Source organism: Nocardia sp. NPDC046763 (assembly GCF_040645495.1).
In the GTDB taxonomy this organism is placed as follows: domain Bacteria; phylum Actinomycetota; class Actinomycetes; order Mycobacteriales; family Mycobacteriaceae; genus Nocardia.
Window position 1 is genome coordinate 97,215 of sequence record NZ_JBEYYI010000031.1, and the last position, 16,980, is coordinate 114,194.

The following is a 16,980-nucleotide window of genomic DNA, read 5'->3' on the forward strand; positions in this document are numbered from 1 at the left end:
CTCGCATTGATTGCAGGTTTTCTAAACTAATAACCTAGTTTATTAGTGAAGGAGAACGTTGCCATGGGCGATCAGACCACTGCGGAACCGCCGGCGTCTGTGCGGGAGCAGTCGGCAGTGTTGAAATCGGCTCTGGCGCAAGAACTGTGAGCGTGCGGGCACTGTTGCCGGTCTGGTCGGACTGGCGTGCGGGCGTGCGTGCTCCGGGGGCCGATCTGCTGTCCGGGCTGATCGTCGCCCTGGTCGCGCTGCCGTTGGCGCTGGGCTTCGGGATCTCCTCGGGCCTCGGGGCGGCCGCCGGGCTGGCGACCGCGGTGATCGCGGGCACGGTTGCGGCGGTCTTCGGCGGATCGCGGTTCCAGGTGTCGGGGCCCACGGGGGCGATGACCGTGGTGTTGGTGCCGATCTTCCATCAGCACGGTGCGAGCGGGGTGCTGGCCGTGGGGCTGCTGGCCGGGCTCGTGCTGGTGGTGCTCGCGGTCGCCGGGGTCGGGCGTGCGGTGCGCTACATGCCCGCCCCGGTGATCGAGGGCTTCACCGCCGGAATCGCGGTGGTCATTGCGTTGCAACAGGTCCCGGCCGCGCTCGGTATCGCGCACGTGCACGGGGACAAGGTGTGGCAGGCCGCCGCTGACGCCGTGCGCCAGTACCTGGGGCATCTCGACCCGCTGCCGATCGCCACCGCCCTGCTGGTGGCGGCACTCATGCTGGTCGGTGGCCGCTATCTGCCCCGCTGGCCGTTCGCGCTGCTGGCCGTGGCGCTGGCGACAGCGGCTGTGGCGGTGTTCGATCTGCCATTGGCCCGGATCGGCGCCGTCCCGTCCGGATTGCAGGCTCCCTCCCTCGGTTTCCTTCATGTCGACCAGCTCGGTTCGCTGCTGGCGCCGGCGTTGGCGGTGGCCGCGCTGGCGGCATTGGAGTCGCTGCTGTCGGCCACGGCCGCCGACGCGATGGCGGTGGGTACCCGCCACAACTCCGACCGTGAGCTGTTCGGCCAGGGGCTGGCCAATATCGCCGCACCGCTGTTCGGAGGTGTCCCGGCCACCGGCGCGATCGCGCGCACTGCGGTGAACGTCCGCTCGGGCGGTCGCACCCGGCTGGCCGCACTCGCCCACGCGATCGTGCTCGCGGCCATCGTCTTCCTGGCCGCTCCGCTGGTCGGGCAGATTCCCCTCGCCGCGCTGGCGGGGGTGCTGCTGGCGACCACGGTGCGGATGGTCGAGACGGCGTCGCTGGCGGCGATCGCCCGCGCTTCGAAGGGGGACGCGGCGATCATGGGCGTCACGTTCCTGGTCACCGTCGCCGCCGACCTGGTGACCGCGGTGGCGGTGGGCGTGGGGATCGCGGTGGTACTCGCCTTGCGTGCGGTCGCGAAAGAGGCACGCCTGCAGCAGATTCCGCTGGACGAGGGAGATCATCTGGCCGAGGAGCACGAGCTGCTCGACGAGCACATCGTCGCCTACCGGCTCGACGGGCCGCTGTTCTTCGCGGGCGCGCACCGATTCCTGCTGGAGCTGGCCGAGGTATCGGATGTGCACGTGGTGATCCTGCGCATGTCGCACGTCACCGCGCTGGACACCACCGGTGCGCTGGTGCTCAAGGACGCGATCGGCAAACTCGAACACCGCAACATCATCGTGCTCATGTCCGGGCTTCGCCCCGATCACCAGCGCCGCCTCACCGCGATCGGGGCCCTGCCCGCGGGCGGCGCCGACCACCTGTTCACCCACACGCCCGATGCCATCACCCGTGCGCGGCAGCTGGCGCCCGCGGTGGCCGGGGACGGTCATCGAGCGAGCGCCTGACACCCTTTGCCCGCGTGGTTCAGTGCGTGTTGGTCGAGGGGTGGGTCGGGAGCCCCAAGGCGGAGCGGTTGCAGGCCAGGGCGAGGTCGGTAGCGGTCACGAGGCCGGTGAGGCGGCCGGTGGGGTCGGTGACGGCGACGGCATCGAGGTTGGGGCGCAGGACGATTCGGGAGATGACGTCGGCGAGCAGATCGTCGGCGCGAGCGATCGCGGCCGGGGGGAGTGGGCGGGCGATGTCCGCGACCCGGAGACCGGGGTGCGGACGTGTGCGGGTACGCAGGAGATCGGCCCAGGCCAGTACGGCGCACGGGTGGCCGTCCTGGTCGACGACCGGGAAGACGTGGTGGTGGGTGTAGACGAGGTCGGATCGGAGGAGCTGGTCGAGGGTCCATGCGGCGTCGGCCATCCGCGGTGCGGGGGTCATGATGTCGCCGATGGTGGTGGCGTCCAGACCATGTCGCAGGCCCGCCAGGGTCAGCTCGCTGTTGGCGGCGCTGTAGAGGAACAAGCCGAGCAGTATCAGCCACAGGCCGCCGAAGTCGCGGAACGCGATGATCTCGGCGCTGCCGATGCCGCCCAGGGTCATGCCCAGGACCTGGCCGGTGCGGGCGGCCGCGGTCTCGGCACGCAGGCGGTCGCCGCTGCGCCGCCAGATCACCGCCCGGACGACGCGCCCACCGTCGAGGGGCGCGCCCGGCAGCATATTGAATACGGCGAGAACCACATTCACGGTGCCGAGCCAGACGAGAGTTTCGGTGACCGGGCCGCCGGGGGAGAAGACCGACGACACGACCGCCGCGCCGTAGATCATCACGCCGAGAATCAGGCTGGTGGCGGGGCCGACCAGCGCGACCCGGAGGTCGGTCCGGGCATCCTTGGGCTCGTCGGTCAGCTCGGACGCCCCGCCGAGCAGCCACAGCACGATGCGTTCGACATGAACCCCATTGCGGGTGGCCACGATCGAGTGGGCCAGCTCGTGTGCGAGCAGGCAGGCGATCAATCCGAGCGCGCCGATGATCGCCGCCGCCCAGATGACTCCGGCGCCGGCGGTGCCACGGAGGAAGGTGGCGAGTATCCACGTGAAGAGCGCCACGGTGACGGCCGCCGACCAGTGCGCGCCGATGCGGATGCCGGCGATTCTTCCGAGTGGGACAGTGGATCGGATCTGCATGGTGTCCTCGTCTGTCGTGCCGGTCGGATCAGTGTTCGGACCCGGTCAGCCCCTGGGCGAGCAGGATCCGGTGGGCCTGTTGTGCGGCCGAGAATCCGCCGTGGTCGTCCGGTCCGGCGTCCGCGGGAAACTCGAGACCGTGCACGAGTGCGGTGACGGCCTCGGTGAGCGCGGTCAGGCGCCGTTCGAAGTCTTCGGTCTGTGTCCGGTCCGGCTGTGTGAGGGCCGCCGCCAGATCGGTGCCGAGCAGGACGAAGCGCAGCGCCACCGGCAGCTGCGCCAGCACATGGTCGAGCTGACCGGGAGAGAACTGGTCGGCGAGGGCATCGGTCACCACCCCCACCAGCGACACGGCCTCCTCGGGAGTGACGCCTGCGGCATGGGCGAATTGGGCGAGGAATGACGGCACATCGCGAGGGACCGGCACGTGAGCCGGCATCCAGCCCTCGTAGAACATGCCGCGCAGCAGCTCGGGCAACTGGGCACTGAGATGCGCGGCGGCATTGACGCCCAGGCGGTCGCGCACGGTGTGCAGCCACGCGCGCAGGGCGCGATGGGCGAGGAATCGATCCTCGGTGTCCATGGCCTGGGCAACGGCCGCCAGCCATTCGTGTGCGGTGTGCACGCTCGGTGCGAGCGGATCGGTGTGATGGCTCATGGCGACACGACCTTTCGGGAGATGAGTGGGCACTCGGGTGATAGGTCGAGCCTGCGCTCTCCGCAGGCCCGATGGCAGAGGACTGGTGCCACCGCGCCGACGACAGAGGTCACCGCCGCGATGGTCTTTGCGCCCTGCCGGTTCCGGGGTCGCGATCGCCGGATCCGGCGGACCTGCCGACGCTGGTCACGTTGCCGGGCGTTCCGGCCGCGCGAGCATCGGTGTCGGTTCTCATGCGGATCAGCCGCCACGGTTCGGCAGATCGATGGAATCCGATTGCGCGTCGGGTGAACTCGCGGAACGTCCTACCGCGTTCCACCCGCGCAAGGCCTGGGCGATAGTGGCATCGATCGGGGTGGTCGTATCCACGGTTGTCGCGTCCGGCCATGGAGAGCTGGTCGTGGCCAGTGCATGGGCGATATCGGGGGTGGCCTCGGAATCGCCGGGGCGGCGCGTGCGGATGCGCGTGGCGGACAGCTGTGGCGGGCACTCACAGCGCAGCGGGATCATCTCGGCGTGGGCCCGCGCCGCGAGTGCGTGGGCGCGGGCCCGTTCGGCGGCATCGATCCAGGAGGCGTCGAGTATCACCGAGACGCCGAGCGCGAGGCGCTGCCGTGCCAGTTCCAGCATGTGGGTGTACACCAGTGCTCTCGCGTCGGGCCGGTAGGCCCCGGCGTCGAGGACGCCGCGCGCACCGGTGATCGCTCCCGAGGCGCGGAGCCGGGCTCGCACGGTGTCGCTCGAGATCACCTCGGCGTCGGTGATCTGTGCGAGACGAGTTGCCACGGTTGACTTTCCGGTCCCGGGCAGGCCGCCGACAAGTGCCAGCCGTACCGCGCCGACCGCCAGGTGCCGCACCGCGAGATCCAGGTGCCGGACAGCGTGACCGACGAACCTCTCGTCGCCCTGCGCAGCCCGGATATGGTCCGTCTTGGCCCGCACCATGGCCCGGTAGGCGATGTAGTGGTGACGCAGCGAGGCCGGCGGTGAATCCCCGGCCGCGTTCAGGTAGTCGGTGAGAAAGTCCTCGGCGAGCTGCGGTCGGCCGAGGAACTCCAGATCCATCGCCAGGAAGGCGGCATCGTCGAGGCCGTCGACAGCGCGGAGGGAATCGTCGAAGTCGAGGCAGTCCAGGATCCGGAAGCCGTCGGGAAGCGCGAAGATGTCTTCGGCCAGCAGATCGCCGTGCCCATCCAGAATCCGGCCGCCCACGATGCGTTCGGCCAGCAGCGGCGCCCGGCCGTCGATGAAACGCATGGCCAGCCGCTCGATACGGTCGACCAGTAGGGGATCGAGCGCGCTGAGCGGATGGGATCGAGGTCCGCGCAACAGGATTCGCCAGCGCTGCCGCAGGGCCGGTGCCGTTCCCGCCTGATCGATCGTGCTGCTCCGGATGGCGGTGCGATGGAATTGGGCCACCACCGTCGCCAGCTCGGACAGTTCCGCCCGGCCGATCTCGCCGCAGGTGGCCAGCGTGCTCAACCGCCGAGATTCCGGCATACGCCGCATGATCAGCACGGGTTCACCGGGACCGTCGAGCGGACCGGTGAGATGGGCCAGGCCGAGGTAGACATCGGGCGCCCAGCGCCGATTCAATTCGAGTTCGCGGCGCAACGCATGTTCCCGGGCCTCGGTCGTTGCGAAATCGAGGAAGTCGGTGACGACGGGCTTCTTCACCTTGTATGCCCGATCCTCGAACAGCACTACCAGCCCGGTGTGCGTTTCCCGCAGCTCCGCGGCGAGCGCACCGTGCAGGGTCCCCCTGTGCGGGTGCTCGGCGGCCACGGCGCGGCTCGACCGCTGTCGCATGTCGTCGGGCTCGACGACAGGACGTGAGGTGGCGGCGTTCGTGTCCATGCCTCCAACGCTCCGCGCGCCGGGCCGGGGAAAACAGAGGACTTCGGTCCCCACCGTGACGACAACGGTCCCGCCGCCGGACTACCCGATGCCCTATCGAATGGCGCCCGATGCACGTGAAATCAGCTGTGTCAGAACCTCCTACCGAACCGAGGCCGCCGATGTCGATCGTGGCGTCGACGACGAACCCGGCGATACCAGGGAGAACATCATGAAAGGCCGGATTCTGGTCGCCTACGCGACCCGCTATGGCGCCACCGAGGAGATCGCCGAGCAGATCGCGAAGACACTGCGCGAGTCGGGATTCGACGTGGACTGCCGCGCCATGCGCGACCTCCGCACCATCGACGACTACCGCGGCGTCGTCCTCGGCGCCCCCTTCTACTACGGCCGCTGGCCGCGGGCGGCCCGCCACTTCCTCAGCCGATTCGGTCCGATACTCGCGCACCGTGATGTCGCCGTCTTCGCGATCGGGCAGGTCGAACCGAGTCGGCCCGAAACCGAGGTCCGTTCGCAGCTCGACAGCTTGCTCGCACGCTACGACTGGCTCAAGCCCTTCGGCGTCGCGTTGTTCGGCGGTCGCTGGGACCCCGGAGCCCTGCGCGGCCTCGACCGCTTGATGCGGAAACTGCCCGGCTCGCCCTTGCACGTGCTCCCGCCCACGGACCTGCGGAATTGGGACGACATCGGCAAATGGGCCGCCGACGTGGCCGCCGGATTCCATGCGCGTTCCGCACAACCGAAGCCGTCCGCCGCCGAGCCCTCCCGGATCTCGCGAGCGGGCGCCTCGCTGGCGATCATCCGCGACTACATAGCCGATCAGCAACAGCCGCGGCGGTCATAGCGCTGCGGCGGTCATAGCGCACGGGCACGTGGTGTCGCGATCACCGCCTGGCCGACGACGCTCGGAGGGACTCGATCGCGTGCATCAAGCGGGTGTTCTCGGCTGCGGGTGCCGGTAGGACGATGCCCTGGACGAGGCCGGCGTAGCGGTCGGACACGAGGTCCGGCAGGGCGTCGTAGTCGCCGCAGACGAGCAGTGCATCGAGGACGTCGTCGGTGACCACGTCGGGGAATTGTTCCCAGCGTTGCGCTTTCGCCAATTCGCGTAGGCGGTCGAACAATTCGGGCAGACCGAGGCGGATGAGCGTTGGCCGGTACGAAGGGGTGGAATAGAGGAAGGCGAGCAGCCGTCGCTGCCGCTCACGGTCGCGTGCCACCTCGGCTGCCGTGGCGCCCGTGGCGATCGGGACCGCGGCGATGATTCCGGGGACTTGGCGTGAGCGTTCCGCGGCGCCCGCCTGCAATGCGGGCTGGACGATGTCGCGCAGATACCCCGGATCGGAGTTGGTGGAGTGGGTGATCACGCCGTCGGCGAGTTGTCCTGCGACGCGGCACATGCCGGCATTGACCGCACCGAGCAGGATCGGTGGCGGGGCGATGTCGTCGGGACCCGGGTTGAAGTAGGGCTGCAACCGGGTCAGCCGGTAGCTGTCGCCCTCGAAATGGATCGAATCGCCGGATGCGAACGCGGCGAACAGCTCTCGCAGCACGGTCAGGTACTCCCCGATCCGGGCGACGGGTTCGGTCCACGGCATCCCGAAACGGCCTTCGATGTTCTGCTTGATCTGGGTTCCGAGCCCCAGTTCGAAGCGTCCGCCGGAGAACTTCGCGAGATCCCAGGCGTTGTACGCGACCAGGGTCGGGCTCCGGACGAAGGCCAGCGTGATCGCGGTGCGCAGGGTGATCCGGCTGGTGTGCTCCGCCGCCAGCAGCGCGACTGCGAACGAGTCGTGGATCGTCTCGGGGATGTGAAGCCCATCGAATCCGAGGTCCTCCACCCGCCGCGCCACCCGTGGCACTTCGGACAGCGGCAGGCGCGGATCCAGGGCTGCATAGACTTTCATCGACCGTCTTCCTCGGCGTCGGTGCGTTCTCACCGCAGACGGTAGCGGGCGCATTGCTTCAACGGTCCTCGGGCCGGGCCGTCGAAGTCCCCTCGAACGATTCCGGCGGCGAGGCCACCAAGTGGAACCGCGCAGGTCAGCACCGGCACATACTGTCGCATGAGCGGCACCGTGCGTCATCGATGGAATGCGACTGCCGCGATAGGTTTCTCGGTGCCGACACTCCCAACAACACCGCGTCGGCGCGCAAAGGGTTAGCGCCCGCCCGGGCGGCACTTTCTTTCAGCGCGGCCCGGGCGGGCATTTGCTATCCGCGGATGATGGTCTCGATCGCTTCGGGATTCACGCCACCGGTGGCCAGCGCGGACGGCACGAGTGGCGCACGAGGGAATGTTCGCGTTCGAACGCCTCGATCGCTTCACGAACCCAGCGCAGATGATGCCGCCCGGACGGACGGGGTTCTTTCCCACACTTGGCACTGATCGGCCCTCAGGCCGGGCCGTTGAAGTCCCCTCGAATGATGCCGGTGGCGAAGGCATCCCATTCGCCGGGGGCGAAGACGAGGGCGGGGCCGGTCGGGTTCTTCGAGTCACGAACTCCGACCGTGCCTCCGGTCAGCCAGGCCACTTCGACGCAGTCGGTTTGTCCGCTGCTGCGGCTGCTCTTGAACCAATGGGCTCCGGACAGGTCGATGTTCATGTGGTGTGACTCCTTGCTACCCGTCTGAGCAGGTCTCGCGTTGCTGTCTCATTCAATGCGGTTTCTCTTATGGCGGAGGCGATTTCATGGTAGCGCCGCACATCATCGTTGTTCTCCATGTAGATGTCCGGTTTGCCGGCTCCTTCGAGATAGACGAGGGGCGGTTCACTCGGGTGAGTGTTGACGTCCCCGAATTCGAGAATTACGAAGGGCCCGTGTAACAGACCTCGGCTGCATCCGCTCGTGAACGGGTGAACGCGCAGCGAGACGTTGGGCAGCTTGCTGATCTCGGCCAGGTGCTGCAACTGCGCGGCCATAATGCGCGGGCCGCCGATCATCCGGTGCAGTGCCGACTCGTGAATCAGCAGCTCGAGCTTCACCGGGTCGGCTTTGCGGGTGATGATCGTTTGCCGTTTGAGCCGCAACTCGACTCGGCGTTCGATGTCTTCCCGGCTGCTGTCGTTATAGAACGTGCTGATCAACGCACGGGCGTAGTCGGCGGTTTGGACCAGCCCAAGAACGATCTCGTGGTAGGCGATCAGCTGCCGCGCGGAGGCGGTCAGTCCCACGTACATGTTGAACGTCGAGTCGCTGTAGAGACCGCCGAATGCGGTGTACCAGGAGGTGACCTGCGCTTGCTTGGCAAGTTCGACGGCCCGATCGGTGTCGGCAGGCGTGACCTCGTACAGCTCGCACAAGGCTCGGATGTCGCGGATGCGAAGCTTTTTCACGCCACCGGTCTCGATGCGGTGCAACGCGGTCTTGCTCAGCTCTACCAGGCGAGCCGCCCGATCCATCGAGAATCCACGGCTGTCGCGGGCCTCGCGCAGGAACCTGCCCAGTTGCCGCCTGGGCAGTGTCGAGGGTTCGTCATCGCTGGTCATGTGTGCATCCTGGGAATTTTCGGAACGGAACACGCGCCATCGCGGAACAGACTGTACACCGGGCGCGGACCCCGTCCTGGCCAATCGAAACAATCGTGATCGGAACGTCCGAATTCGCTGTCTCGCCAGCACATCGGTGGTGTCCTGATCTCATGCCCGCCAAGGAACCACACCCTTTGGTTCTCCAAATGCATGGCGCGCCATAGCCGCCCGACGAGCAGGGGGTCGATGATGTCCAGAAACAATTTGTGGTCGGTGCAGGCGATCATCGACCGCATCGAACGTGAGAAGCAGCAAACCGCTGACACAGAGCACGCCGAGGCCGATGTCGCCGCGGCCGGGTATGCGGTGCGTGGGCTGTGGTCGTGCTATGACGATCCCGGCACATTGACTGCCGGACAAGCGCATACCGCAATGCAGCTGCATCTCGGATGCGGGGTGGACAGCTGCTGGGTGCGGTGGCGGGCGCGGACCGCGCTGGTCGTGGCCGGGCGCATGGTTCTCGACCCGCGTGCGGCACGGGTGCCGGTCGGTCATCGCAGGTCGCTTTTCACCGTGTTGCGGATCGCCGTGTTCGGGTGTGGCGCACTGTTTTTCGGAGGTCGCCATGCCCTGCGATGACCCCGACCGGATCGAGATCCAGGTCATTCAGGATGTGCTCGACACCGTCGAAGCCCGGCTGCGCGACCGCGAGCGCTGCGGCTGGCGGTTGACCGCGCCCCGTTCGCTCATCTACGCGGCCGTCCTGCACGCGGTCATCGTCAGCGCCCGTGCCTCCCACCGCATGCCCGCCACCCTCGACCACGCCTCAGTCCTCGACGCCATCTTCGACGGCGCCGAACCGTCGGATTCCGGTGAACGCGGCCGCCCGGTCGAGGACGTGATCGAACGCCACACCATGAACATGAACTGAGCCGGTTTCGCCGACGAGGCGGCTCCCGCGGCGAGGCCGCCATCACGGTCGGCAACCGGTCCGGCGTCTTTCGTGTCGCGGGCTTGAATCTCCATGCGTCCGTGCGGATTCCCAGCGCACCCTACGGGCACGGTCGCCTCCCTCGGGACCGACAACAGGCACACTCGCAGCCGGGCGACCTGCCGAAGCGTTCGCCCCCGATCAAACTCCCAAAACCCGTGGGCCCGTGTCCCTGGCGCTGTCCGGCGCAGCCGCTTGGATCCGCGCGGGAAGCGGTGCGGGTGTCGGAGCATGTTTGCGCGGTCCGATGAGTGTCGGTCGCGGATACATTCCAACGTCTGAAAGCTACCGACAGGAGTGCAGGAATGCGTTGTACCGCTGACTGCTTCGTCGTCACCCGCGGCGGTTCGGCCCGCGGATACCTCACCAGCCGCCGTTGAAGAAGGCGGACAACGCTGAGGTCGAGTGCATTGCCGATGTTGTGTTTGCTGTCAGCAGGACGATCGAGGCCAGTGACAACAAGGCGGTGACGATGCCGGACCCGCACAGGATGCGTCTTGTCCGGGTGTCGGCGGACCGTGCAAACCGTTTCCACGACACCGCGGTGAGGCCGAGGGCGGTGGTCGCCAGAATTGCGGCGATGATGGCCATAGTGACGTGGTAGCGGGTGAAATCGCTGACCATGTCGTTCACTGGTGGCGCGGCGCCGGTGGCCTCGGTCAGCTGCTGCCGGATCTGGTCGAAGGTGGCGGCGAGCTGTGGGTCGTTCGCGCCGGACGGCAACATCGGCAGCAGGGAGGAGAACGGTGCTACTGCCCCTTGGATGTTCGCGATCACGGTCAGCAGCGCCGCCAGTGCGAATAAGCTGACCAGGGTGCCCGCTGTCACCAGGGCGTACTGCTGAGCTGCGCCGAGACCACCGGCGCGCAGGTACGCCTTCCAGAGCAGCGTAGCCAAAGCGATGAGCACGATGAGCAGGACAGCCGCGATCGCGCCCTTGGCCACGTGGTAGCGGAACCAGTAGTTGATCACGCTGATCAGGGCGGGCGGGTGAGTCCGGTTGCCGGAATTCCAGTACGCGACGAAGCCGTCACGTAAAGCTCGGCGGAGCTTGTGCTGGTCGGCGAAGTCGCTCGGACCGCTGTCGGCCAGCCAGGCCGGGGCGAGAACGAGGGCGGTGGTGAGGACCAGTGCGAGGGCGGTCAGCACGGCGAGGGCGCGACCAGGAATGATGCTTGCGGATCGTGTCAGGGCGACGGAGCTGGGCACGGAGGTTCCTTCGACTCGAGTCCGACAACCCTTTCCATTCTGTGTGCGATCCGGCGGCCCCGCTATGGCCGGCGGGTGGAAATCGGGCCAGCCAGCGAATGCCGTGTGCAGGCGCGATAAACGACCGGACCCGCGTGCGTCTGCAATGCGCGCATGAAATGCTCTCTCATCGCCGGACGTTCTGCGCCGCACCAGGTTCCGGCCGCCGGTGCGCGCCGCGCGGTGGCCGGTTCGGTCAGGCGCTCTCCCGCGTCGATCAGCGCCCGGGCCTTCGAGCGGAACAACGTTGCCGGCGAAATGCCTGTCTCCGAGGCGATCTCAGCGACGGGTTCGCCGCTACGCGTTGCGCAGACATCTGACGACGCGAGGACGGCGAATATGACTTCGGCACAGTGACCTCCCATGGGTCACTCTGCCTCCGCTCTCGCGAGTGTGGACCGGTCCCAGCGGCCACATCACCCGGACCGAAATCATGGGGCCAGGTCATCACGTCTACAACTGAAGGTCAGTTCCCGGTCTCGCCCGGTACGAGCGACGAGATCTCCAGCAGGTGGACATCGGTGTTGGTACAGGCGCTTGTCTCCCAGGTCAGGAAGAACGACTCCGTGTTGTCCGGCGGGTAGATCCGCAGGCCGGCGGCAGTGACCTGCTGGCATTTGTCGCCGTAATTCCCGGCAGCGGTGATGCGGAGTACGGCGGAGGCTTTCTCGTTGATCCCCAGGGTGACCGTCGGCTTCGGCTTGTCTCGATCGGCAGGGGCTCCGATCGGGTCGCCGGTGCGGCTGTTGGCGAACGAGACGCCGGGGAATCCGGTCAGGGTGCAGGGATGCATGCCGGCATTCTTGAAGATGAGCGGGGTGTACGAGCTACCCGCTGCTCCGTCGGACCGGCCCTTGGACAGCTTCAGATCGGCGGCGCGGCACAGCGCGGGGCCGGTCGACGTACCGCCGGTGTCTGCGGAAGTGGTGGTGCCCGGGGCAGGTGTGCCGCCGTCGGCCGCGGTGGGTGTCGCAGTTGCGGTTTCAGACACGGTGACAGTCGACGGGGAGGCACCGGTGTTGTCGGTCCCACATCCCGCCAGTGCCAGTGTGCCGACCGCCAGCAGCGCTGCGGTGGTGGTCTTCAGGGCTGTCATCGGTCCCTCCACATCTGATCCCAACCACCACAACGTGATTCGGATCCCATGTACCGTCAGCACCGCGAATGACGGTGCTGTACCTGGCTATCGGATGATGCGCCCGCGAACGTAACACCGTGTCGGCGAAATGGGGACGCAGGCCGGCGGCGATTCGACCACCCGCACTCCGTCGACCAGCGGGCAGGCTTCGGCCAGACGGAGTGGCCGAAATCGCGCACCGGACGAAGCGACCACGGCCACGCCCCAAGCCTGTGCACTCGCGCTCGTCTTCCCGGTCGCTGGCCGACCACGCCCGATCGGCACGGTCTATCCATTCCGCCAGGCGAGCACGCTCGGCCCACCAGCATCGGATCAGCTCCAAGGTCCAGTGGTCGTCACTGCTGTGCCAGGACGACGACAGGCCGAGACACCGACCGAACCGCTTGCCACAAAACGCCTTACGCTGATTACAGCGCGTTTCGTGGATCTTGTTGAAGCCTGGATGGCAACCAGACCCGTTAGGTCGTGACAACCAGCGACGAGTGGGAACAGGCGTGTCGGCCCAGGGGAGCGGCCATGCCTCGCCGGGCACCGTGCCTACCCCATTCTGCGCGAGATGACCATGATGTATTCGCAGGGAGTGTTCGTTCGGTTGGCGAAGCCGTGGTCCGCGTCGGCCTGGAGGAACAGGGAGTCGCCGGTGTTCAGTGTCTCGCTGATTCCGCCGATCGCGACGGTGAGGGTGCCTTCGAGCACTACGAGTTGTTTCTCCGTACCCGGCGGATACGCGGGCAGCAGCCCGGTAGAGACCTGTGCGGGGAGGTAGTGGACGACCATCTCGCCTCCTCCCGCGCCCGGGGCCGCTGACACCATGTGCCGTTCGAAGCCGGTTTCCGGGTCACGGAAAACGGGGCGATCGTTCTTGCGCAGGACAACGGCCACTCCAGACGCGGCAGCAGTTGCCCCACCGATCAGGTCCGAGAGCGATGTGTCGAGCGCGTGGGCGATCCTGGACGCGACGCCGATCGTCGGGCTCTTCTCACCGCGTTCGACCTTGGACAGCATCGCCCTGCTGACCGACGACCGTGTCGACAGCTGCTCCAGCGTCAGGCCCGCCTCCTCGCGGCGTCGCCGCACGTTAGCGCCGAACGCGCCGGCCAGGTCGTCACTGTGCTGTGGTTCGGCCGCGTTTCCGTCTTGCTCGACCACCCTGCTCCTCGATCGATGGATACCTTGCTGCCCACAGTGTAGGGTTCTCCTAAAGAAGATCTAAGTCTTCTATCAGAGAAGCACGCGAAATGCGCCGACACGACGGAGGTTCCATGCGTTTGATCTCGAGTGGCCAGCACCATGCCACGTTCGAATTCGGTGACCTGCGGGTGATCTCGTTGCGAGACGGGTACATCGACATGCCGCCGACACGGCTCCGCGACGAGCATGGGTGCGTACTCGGTGAGCTGCCGGCCGCCGTGCCGCTGGTCGGCGACAACTTGCGGCTGTCGGTCAACGCCTTCTTCGTCACCGACGGCACGCGATCGGTTCTCATCGACACCGGCGCGTCCGACAACTGGCACGACCCCACCATGGGATTGATCTACGACGCGCTCGACGAAGCCGGCATCGACCGCGCGCACATCACCGACGTGGCCATCACCCACAACCACGAGGACCACGTGAGCGGCCTGATCGCGCCGGACGGCTCACAGGCGTTCCCGAAGCTCGAACGCGTCTGGATCGGCGCGGGCGACACCACGGTGTTCACCGGACGACTCGAGCCGATCCGCGAGCGGGTCATCCCCGTCTCGGAGCAGGTCGCGATCAACGACTGGACCACCGCGATCCCGACACCGGGCCACACCCCCGGCCACACCGTCTACGACATCGGCAGCGCCACCGGGCATCTGCTCGTCTGGGGCGACACCGTCCACGTCCCCACGCTCCAGTTCGATCAGCCGAACGTGTCCTGGGAGTTCGACGGCAACCAGTCCCAGGCCCGCGCCGCCCGCGCGGCCCTCCTCGAACAACTCACCCGCCCAAACCATTTCGTAGCCGGTGCCCACCTCGACTCGCCCGGCATCGCCCGCATAACCCCCTCCGGCGATGGCTATGCGCTGGAATACCTCGCACCACCGATCGGCTGACCGAGCCTGTCGGCTCCGGGCCGCGCTCGCGATGGCGGCATCGAAAACACTTGCCGCAAAAGGGAACCCGACGACCACGCTGAAGACGCTGGCGACGCCGCCGCCAGCACCAAGCCCGCCTCAACCACTACCGCCGCCCCGGTCCAAGGCGGGCCTACATTCTGATCGCTCACCGGCAGCCGCGGACGTTCTGCGCCGCAACAGGTTTCGGCCGCCGACGGCGGCGCGCTGACCGGTTCGATCAGCGGGATCAGCGGCATGACCGGATATTCGAAGGTCGACGTCAGTGGAGGTCGTGCGCTGCCCTCAGGTGATCGGAAGTGCGTGGCGGGCGCGTCGGCGCACATCCCACAGGAGCAGGTTGAAGGGGAACAGCTTCACCACTGAGGGAAGCGGGCGGGTGGTGAGGTCGATGATGTGCAGGATTCGCTCGAATCGCCGCTGTTGGCGATCGGACCAGTCGAGGCGCATGGCTCGCCGGAAGCGAGGCGGCAGGAACCCGGTGGTGAAGAACAGCACGATCGGACCGAATAGCGCTCGGATCGGCAATGGAAGGTAGCCGATGGTCGCCAAATCGTAGAGCCATTCGCGAGCGGTGTCGTCGACCACGATCATGTCTTGCCCTGTGGCCCAGTATTTTTCGAATGTGACCCGGTCCGGCGGCCACATTCCGGGGCGGACCTGCAGGGTGGTGCCGAATCGGGCGCCGAGGCGATAGAACGCTTCGGCTTCGGCATCGGTGAACGGCCCGCAGATCTTGGTGATCGCGTCCGCGGCTCCCCAGTACAAGCATGCCGCGACCCACAATTGCAGCTGCGGATCGAACGCGTTGTATTTGACCGGGCTGTCCGTGGTCGAGCGCACCATCCGATGCTGGCGGTCTATTTCGGCCCGCATGTATTCGCGGTCGTTGTCGGTGCCCAGAATGGCGACCGCCAAGAACGACAGGGTGGTGCGGGCTCGTTTGATCGGGTGCCGCTTACCCTGCCCACCTTCGACGCGGCTTTCCATCACCCCGTAGGCGACGGGGCGGTGCGATAACTGCATGATGACGTTCGCGTTGCCGCTGAGCAGGGCAGCGATCCCGGCTGGGCGGCTGCCCAGATTGAACTCGGCGGCGGTCTCGTTCGAGGTCGGGTCGGGTGGGAACGCGGGCGCGGTCATGGGGTCTCCTCATCGAGAACCGTCTTGATAGTGCGAGAAGATTTTGCACTCATCTTCTCATCGTGATCGGTATCGAGCAACCCCGCCGCCCCCTGCGAACGCATGCGGTAGTGAGGTCGCCGACGACTTCGTTCGACCGGAAAACTGCACGTTCATCGGCAGTAGCGGACGTTCCGCCGGCGTCGGATCGGTACGGTCAGTTGATCTTCCGATGCCCCGCGCTGGCCGGTTCGGTCAGCGCGGTATGCGCCAGGAGAGTGCGCTGCCATGCGGGCATGAACGGCCAACCCAACTGTTCTAAATGTGCACTACAGCTGAGGAATTGGCGTGAAATTGCTGCTCTACGCCGGATTGTGAGGGATTGCACCGGTCGCACGGAACTCGGCATGAGCGCGCACAGCCGACGGCCGTACGGCAGTCTGCCCGTTGATCTTCGGTTGCCCCGCGCTGGCCAGTTCGGTCAGCGCGGTATGCGGCAGGAGCGGATGTTCATCTGTGATCCAATGGCGCGCAGTTCCGTATGTTCTCCGAGGATTCGACGATGCGTGCTGATCTTGATCGGGCTGCGGATGTCGTGCGGTTGGCCACCAGGTTCGATTGGTCGTGGACGCTGGCTGATCTGGACAGGTTTTGCGAACTGACGGGCTGGACGGTCGAGGAGCGCGGATCCCGCCGCGTCATCATGACAACCGATCTCGCCATCGATCGTCCTGAATCGCAGGCTTATGTCGACGGCGAACGGGTCAGGTACATCAGTATTGATGTGACAGACCGGCTCGGTAAGCAAGAAGCTGCAACCAGCCCGCTGCCCGGGATGTGGTTCACCCAGCTGTGCGACCGTCTCCGGGCGCACTTGTATGCACCGAATCAACGCAAAGACGGCCGATTCCGCGAACTACGTTGGGACCTGCCGACCGTCGTAGTCAGTGTGTGCGGCTCTGCACGTGATTGCCATGTGCTATTGGCCAGTCCCTCTTATCAAGCGGAGCAGGACTACATCGACGAGTACATCATCGCTCAACGTGACCACGACCTAGATACTCCGTGAGGTCATTGAGCGGACTGACGCTTTCGCGACGATGTTTCCACCCAGGTGGCAACATTCGGCTCCTCACCGTCATGTAATCGGCAATTACGCCCCACACATGACGAAAAGCGTCCTGACGTCGGTGATTACAACGACCAGGCCAGACCGCGTATGTCACGGCGCACAGCGATTCCGCCGAGGCTCATGCTTCTCTGTCGCAAATCCGGAAGGTGCCGTCGCAAATCCGGTAGCCCCGAATCTGCCGACGCACTTAGCCTCGATCCATGGACCCGGGTTTCGGGCTGGTCTGCGCGCCGGAGGCGTGCAGACCAGCGGGTTTCGGGTATGAGGTAGCCGCTGGTCTGCCC

The 16,980-nt window shown here is 66.6% G+C and carries 16 protein-coding genes; 6 read left to right on the forward strand and 10 right to left on the reverse strand.

From position 1 onward, the window contains the following. Window positions 1-125 precede the first annotated feature (125 nt). On the forward strand, window positions 126-1,805 hold the full coding sequence (locus ABZ909_RS36205; protein WP_357009227.1) for a SulP family inorganic anion transporter: 1,680 nt from the start codon (window positions 126-128) through the stop codon (window positions 1,803-1,805). A 19-nt stretch (window positions 1,806-1,824) separates the two neighbouring features. Here the strand turns inward: ABZ909_RS36205 and ABZ909_RS36210 are convergent, their stop codons facing one another. From ABZ909_RS36210 to ABZ909_RS36220, 3 genes are all read right to left on the reverse strand, one after another. Beyond that, window positions 1,825-2,976 carry a site-2 protease family protein gene (locus ABZ909_RS36210; protein ID WP_357009169.1) on the reverse strand — a complete coding sequence of 384 codons (1,152 nt, stop codon included), beginning with the start codon at window positions 2,974-2,976 and terminating at the stop codon, window positions 1,825-1,827. Between the two features lie 28 nt (window positions 2,977-3,004). Next, window positions 3,005-3,634: a DUF2267 domain-containing protein gene (locus tag ABZ909_RS36215; protein ID WP_357009172.1), complete on the reverse strand. Its 630-nt coding sequence runs from the start codon at window positions 3,632-3,634 to the stop codon at window positions 3,005-3,007. 240 nt (window positions 3,635-3,874) lie between these two features. Further along, window positions 3,875-5,491 carry an AAA family ATPase gene (locus ABZ909_RS36220; RefSeq protein ID WP_357009175.1) on the reverse strand — a complete coding sequence of 539 codons (1,617 nt, stop codon included), beginning with the start codon at window positions 5,489-5,491 and terminating at the stop codon, window positions 3,875-3,877. A 55-nt stretch (window positions 5,492-5,546) separates the two neighbouring features. Between ABZ909_RS36220 and ABZ909_RS36225 the strand changes: the two genes are divergently transcribed. Next, complete coding sequence (locus ABZ909_RS36225) at window positions 5,547-6,335, forward strand: flavodoxin domain-containing protein (protein ID WP_357009178.1); 789 nt, start codon at window positions 5,547-5,549, stop codon at window positions 6,333-6,335. Window positions 6,336-6,375: 40 nt separating this feature from the next. Here the strand turns inward: ABZ909_RS36225 and ABZ909_RS36230 are convergent, their stop codons facing one another. The 3 genes from ABZ909_RS36230 to ABZ909_RS36240 form a co-directional block, all read right to left on the reverse strand. Further along, window positions 6,376-7,398 carry a TIGR03617 family F420-dependent LLM class oxidoreductase gene (locus tag ABZ909_RS36230; RefSeq protein ID WP_357009182.1) on the reverse strand — a complete coding sequence of 341 codons (1,023 nt, stop codon included), beginning with the start codon at window positions 7,396-7,398 and terminating at the stop codon, window positions 6,376-6,378. Window positions 7,399-7,887: 489 nt separating this feature from the next. Then, window positions 7,888-8,097, reverse strand: a complete 210-nt coding sequence (locus ABZ909_RS36235; protein WP_357009185.1) for a DUF397 domain-containing protein — start codon at window positions 8,095-8,097, stop codon at window positions 7,888-7,890. Continuing rightward, on the reverse strand, window positions 8,094-8,981 hold the full coding sequence (locus tag ABZ909_RS36240) for a helix-turn-helix transcriptional regulator (protein WP_357009188.1): 888 nt from the start codon (window positions 8,979-8,981) through the stop codon (window positions 8,094-8,096). Before ABZ909_RS36240 ends, ABZ909_RS36235 begins: the two co-directional genes overlap by 4 nt. Before the next feature lie 231 nt (window positions 8,982-9,212). On the opposite strand from ABZ909_RS36240, the gene ABZ909_RS36245 reads away from it, so the two are divergent. Beyond that, window positions 9,213-9,602, forward strand: coding sequence for a hypothetical protein (locus ABZ909_RS36245; RefSeq protein WP_357009191.1), 390 nt, complete (start codon window positions 9,213-9,215; stop codon window positions 9,600-9,602). Next, window positions 9,589-9,894: a hypothetical protein gene (locus ABZ909_RS36250; protein ID WP_357009193.1), complete on the forward strand. Its 306-nt coding sequence runs from the start codon at window positions 9,589-9,591 to the stop codon at window positions 9,892-9,894. The genes ABZ909_RS36245 and ABZ909_RS36250 overlap by 14 nt, the downstream gene beginning before the upstream one ends. A gap of 423 nt (window positions 9,895-10,317) precedes the next feature. On the opposite strand, the gene ABZ909_RS36255 is transcribed toward ABZ909_RS36250, so the two are convergent. The 3 genes from ABZ909_RS36255 to ABZ909_RS36265 form a co-directional block, all read right to left on the reverse strand. Further along, the gene (locus ABZ909_RS36255) at window positions 10,318-11,163 is read right to left on the reverse strand and encodes a hypothetical protein (protein ID WP_357009196.1); all 846 of its coding nucleotides are present in this window, start codon (window positions 11,161-11,163) and stop codon (window positions 10,318-10,320) included. A gap of 505 nt (window positions 11,164-11,668) precedes the next feature. After that, entirely contained in the window at window positions 11,669-12,298 is a 630-nt protein-coding gene (locus tag ABZ909_RS36260; protein WP_357009198.1) for a DUF4232 domain-containing protein, read from the reverse strand. A 579-nt stretch (window positions 12,299-12,877) separates the two neighbouring features. Further along, complete coding sequence (locus ABZ909_RS36265; RefSeq protein WP_357009201.1) at window positions 12,878-13,489, reverse strand: XRE family transcriptional regulator; 612 nt, start codon at window positions 13,487-13,489, stop codon at window positions 12,878-12,880. 113 nt (window positions 13,490-13,602) lie between these two features. Between ABZ909_RS36265 and ABZ909_RS36270 the strand changes: the two genes are divergently transcribed. Continuing rightward, a complete protein-coding gene (locus ABZ909_RS36270; RefSeq protein WP_357009204.1) occupies window positions 13,603-14,421 on the forward strand; it encodes an MBL fold metallo-hydrolase in 819 nt (272 codons plus the stop codon). A gap of 306 nt (window positions 14,422-14,727) precedes the next feature. Here the strand turns inward: ABZ909_RS36270 and ABZ909_RS36275 are convergent, their stop codons facing one another. Continuing rightward, window positions 14,728-15,585: an oxygenase MpaB family protein gene (locus tag ABZ909_RS36275; RefSeq protein WP_357009207.1), complete on the reverse strand. Its 858-nt coding sequence runs from the start codon at window positions 15,583-15,585 to the stop codon at window positions 14,728-14,730. A gap of 541 nt (window positions 15,586-16,126) precedes the next feature. Between ABZ909_RS36275 and ABZ909_RS36280 the strand changes: the two genes are divergently transcribed. Continuing rightward, window positions 16,127-16,633: a DUF6301 family protein gene (locus ABZ909_RS36280; RefSeq protein WP_357009210.1), complete on the forward strand. Its 507-nt coding sequence runs from the start codon at window positions 16,127-16,129 to the stop codon at window positions 16,631-16,633. Window positions 16,634-16,980 lie beyond the last annotated feature (347 nt).